At 40.2% G+C, this 2,333-nt stretch carries 3 protein-coding genes, 1 pseudogene and 1 riboswitch; of the genes and pseudogenes, 3 read left to right on the top strand and 1 reads right to left on the bottom strand.

The genetic code is table 11. The features are described 5' to 3' along the window. A pseudogene (gene ansA / locus HUJ19_RS13035) lies at positions 1-161 on the bottom strand (asparaginase); the annotation flags it as partial. Positions 162-409: 248 nt separating this feature from the next. On the opposite strand from ansA, the gene HUJ19_RS04235 reads away from it, so the two are divergent. From HUJ19_RS04235 to HUJ19_RS04225, 3 genes are all read left to right on the top strand, one after another. Next, positions 410-745, top strand: a complete 336-nt coding sequence (locus HUJ19_RS04235) for a HigA family addiction module antitoxin (RefSeq protein ID WP_367273966.1) — start codon at positions 410-412, stop codon at positions 743-745. 270 nt (positions 746-1,015) lie between these two features. Next, on the top strand, positions 1,016-1,222 hold the full coding sequence (locus HUJ19_RS04230) for a hypothetical protein (RefSeq protein ID WP_290622441.1): 207 nt from the start codon (positions 1,016-1,018) through the stop codon (positions 1,220-1,222). Between the two features lie 154 nt (positions 1,223-1,376). Further along, the gene (locus tag HUJ19_RS04225; protein ID WP_290622440.1) at positions 1,377-2,090 is read left to right on the top strand and encodes a hypothetical protein; all 714 of its coding nucleotides are present in this window, start codon (positions 1,377-1,379) and stop codon (positions 2,088-2,090) included. Between the two features lie 131 nt (positions 2,091-2,221). Further along, positions 2,222-2,333, top strand: a riboswitch (TPP riboswitch). This riboswitch is flagged as partial in the annotation.

Raw genomic sequence — 2,333 nt, 5'->3', positions numbered from 1 at the left:
TAATCACGAATCGTAATCTCCGGCATATCCGGATGCTTAAACTCATGAAAGCTCGCCAGAGTATTTTCCAGAAAACCCTCCTGCGGCACAAAACCCTTATCACTCGGCTTCATCCCAATCGTACCGCCGGTATAAGCGATATAAACTTTTTTCTTCTTCATCGGCTGCTCAGACATTAATCTTTATTTTTCGTCATTCCCGCGTAGGTGGCCAAAGGAGATGCCCTCGGGTGCAGGAACCCACAAATTCAATAAGTTGGCAGAAGTATAACTTTTATTGGGGGGATAAAGAAGTCGTGCATTGTTGTAGCTAAGGCATTAACAGTTAGCCTGCGTCTTGACAGTGTTGCGTGATGCGCTACACTCGACCAATATGATAAAACAATATTAGTTTATTGCTGATTTAGGGCATTAGAAAATACCGGCATAATAGACAAAAAGAATTATCGCTAATGAATATGAACAATCCACCACATCCTGGCGAGTTTATCCTCGCTACTTATATGGAGCCTTTTGGTGTCAGCTGTCGAACGCTGGCCAAGCACCTTGATGTTGCTCCTTCTACATTAAACCGTATCCTAAAATCGAAAAGTGGTGTCAGCCCCGAAATGGCGCTAAGGCTTGCCAAAGTTCTAGGTCGAACACCAGAAAATTGGTTAGCCATGCAAGATAGGTATGATTTATTGCAAGCAAAAAGAAAGCTAAAACTTGGCAAGTTGCATAAGCTAGATTTAAGTGCAGCATGACAACCAAGTGACTGCGGATTAGGGTAGGAATTGGTATTAAAATTTATGCGTGTCCCAAACTTTTTTTGAAAATGTCCGGTGCTATTAGAGCAGTACAAAGCCATGTGATAATTCGAAGTGAATTTCCATGGAATTTGATTAGCCTGTAAAAATGAACGGAGAAACTTACCGATAAAAGAATTGCAATATTAGAAAAACTAATTATTATAAGGTTTCGACTCTCAATGAATAAGAAGAAAACACTTAACATTCTGACAAATGGAGTACGTAATGAAAGTGAATATTAAGAATTTAAATGTAAGTATGGAAGTGAAAAATAGTGGCATAGAATTTTCTGTGTATGATAGCTCAGATAAATTTTTAGGGGATATGTTTGTAACAAAATCAGGGTTAACTTGGTGCAAAGGTAGGACGTCTAAACAAAACGGGAAAAGAATAACGTGGAATAAATTCATTGAATTAATGGATGAAAAATAGTAATTGATGTCCATTATTTTAAGTAGTAAATGGAGAGACACTGGCTCAAGGTGTAGTCGCAGACAATTGATCTTTGAAAATTAAGGGGTAAGAGTTCATTTAACCCCAGATATATTCTGCCCCATCATTACCGAAAGAGCATAAGGAGAGCCGATTGAGATTGGACAATGAAGGACTTTATAACTTATTTAAACGTAAAGGTGTGCAGAATCTATTTCACGCAAGCACAGTGGCAACATCGATTACATTCATAGAACAAGGCGGTCTTTTATCAAGGCAAGATGTAGAGGACGGCGGACTTTATCAAACACCTCAAACATCTGACGATATAGATAAGCTATTCGACGTGTTCGGTGATGTATTTCTAGACACAACTGATCTGCACAAGTATTTTTCGCGTCAAAACCACTACGGCCCAGTTCTCTTTATATTTAATCTAGAGCTCGTTCTGGATACAGATTTGGATATTTGGGTAACTAAAGATAACCCGATAAATTGGGATAGGCATTCCGACCTTACAACTAACTATTTTCAAAGTGTCGATGAATTGTCAGAACAGTGGGGTTCCTATCAAATACAGAGAAAGATGATTACTGTCCGAAAGCCTGCAAGGCCAATTTTATTTAAACATCTTATTGGCATTATCCTCGATAATCCCAAGGTTTTAATAAACGAGAATATAAGCCTCAGCAAAGAGTCAAGAACAGCGCTGGAAAAGGTGATTGGTGGCAATGATAAGCTTCGGAAGATGCTGGGCTGGAGAGAGTGTGGGCATTGCTTTTGTCAAGACAATTATCTACACGAAGTTCGTGTTCCTGAGCTTGTCCAAAAATTCTTGCCTACTTACCATGCTGAGTTTGAAGAATAAAGAAAGTTTTGGATATGCACGAACCTAGATGAGAGCGGTGCGTCTCGACGCACCCTACGGGCTCATCACCAACCTACATTTGCCCACCATCTTTCCATTCGCTGTTTATTTTTAAGAAGTGTATAATGGCACCCATTCCCGAGGGGTGGCTTTTAGCCTGAGATGAGGCTCAATGCGGTTGCTGTTAGTGATTGCTTGAGCGCCAGACCCTTAGAACCTGATCCGGGTTATGCCGGCGTAGGG

The sequence above is a fragment of the Kangiella sp. genome, assembly GCF_014762745.1.
Classification (GTDB): Bacteria; Pseudomonadota; Gammaproteobacteria; order Enterobacterales; family Kangiellaceae; genus Kangiella.
This window is presented reverse-complemented; position numbering and strand designations above follow the sequence as displayed.

Coding starts and splice junctions, on each gene's coding strand:
- HUJ19_RS04230 (WP_290622441.1), top strand. CDS start 1,016: ATGAAAGTGAATATTAAGAATTTAAATGTAAGTATGGAAGTGAAAAAT.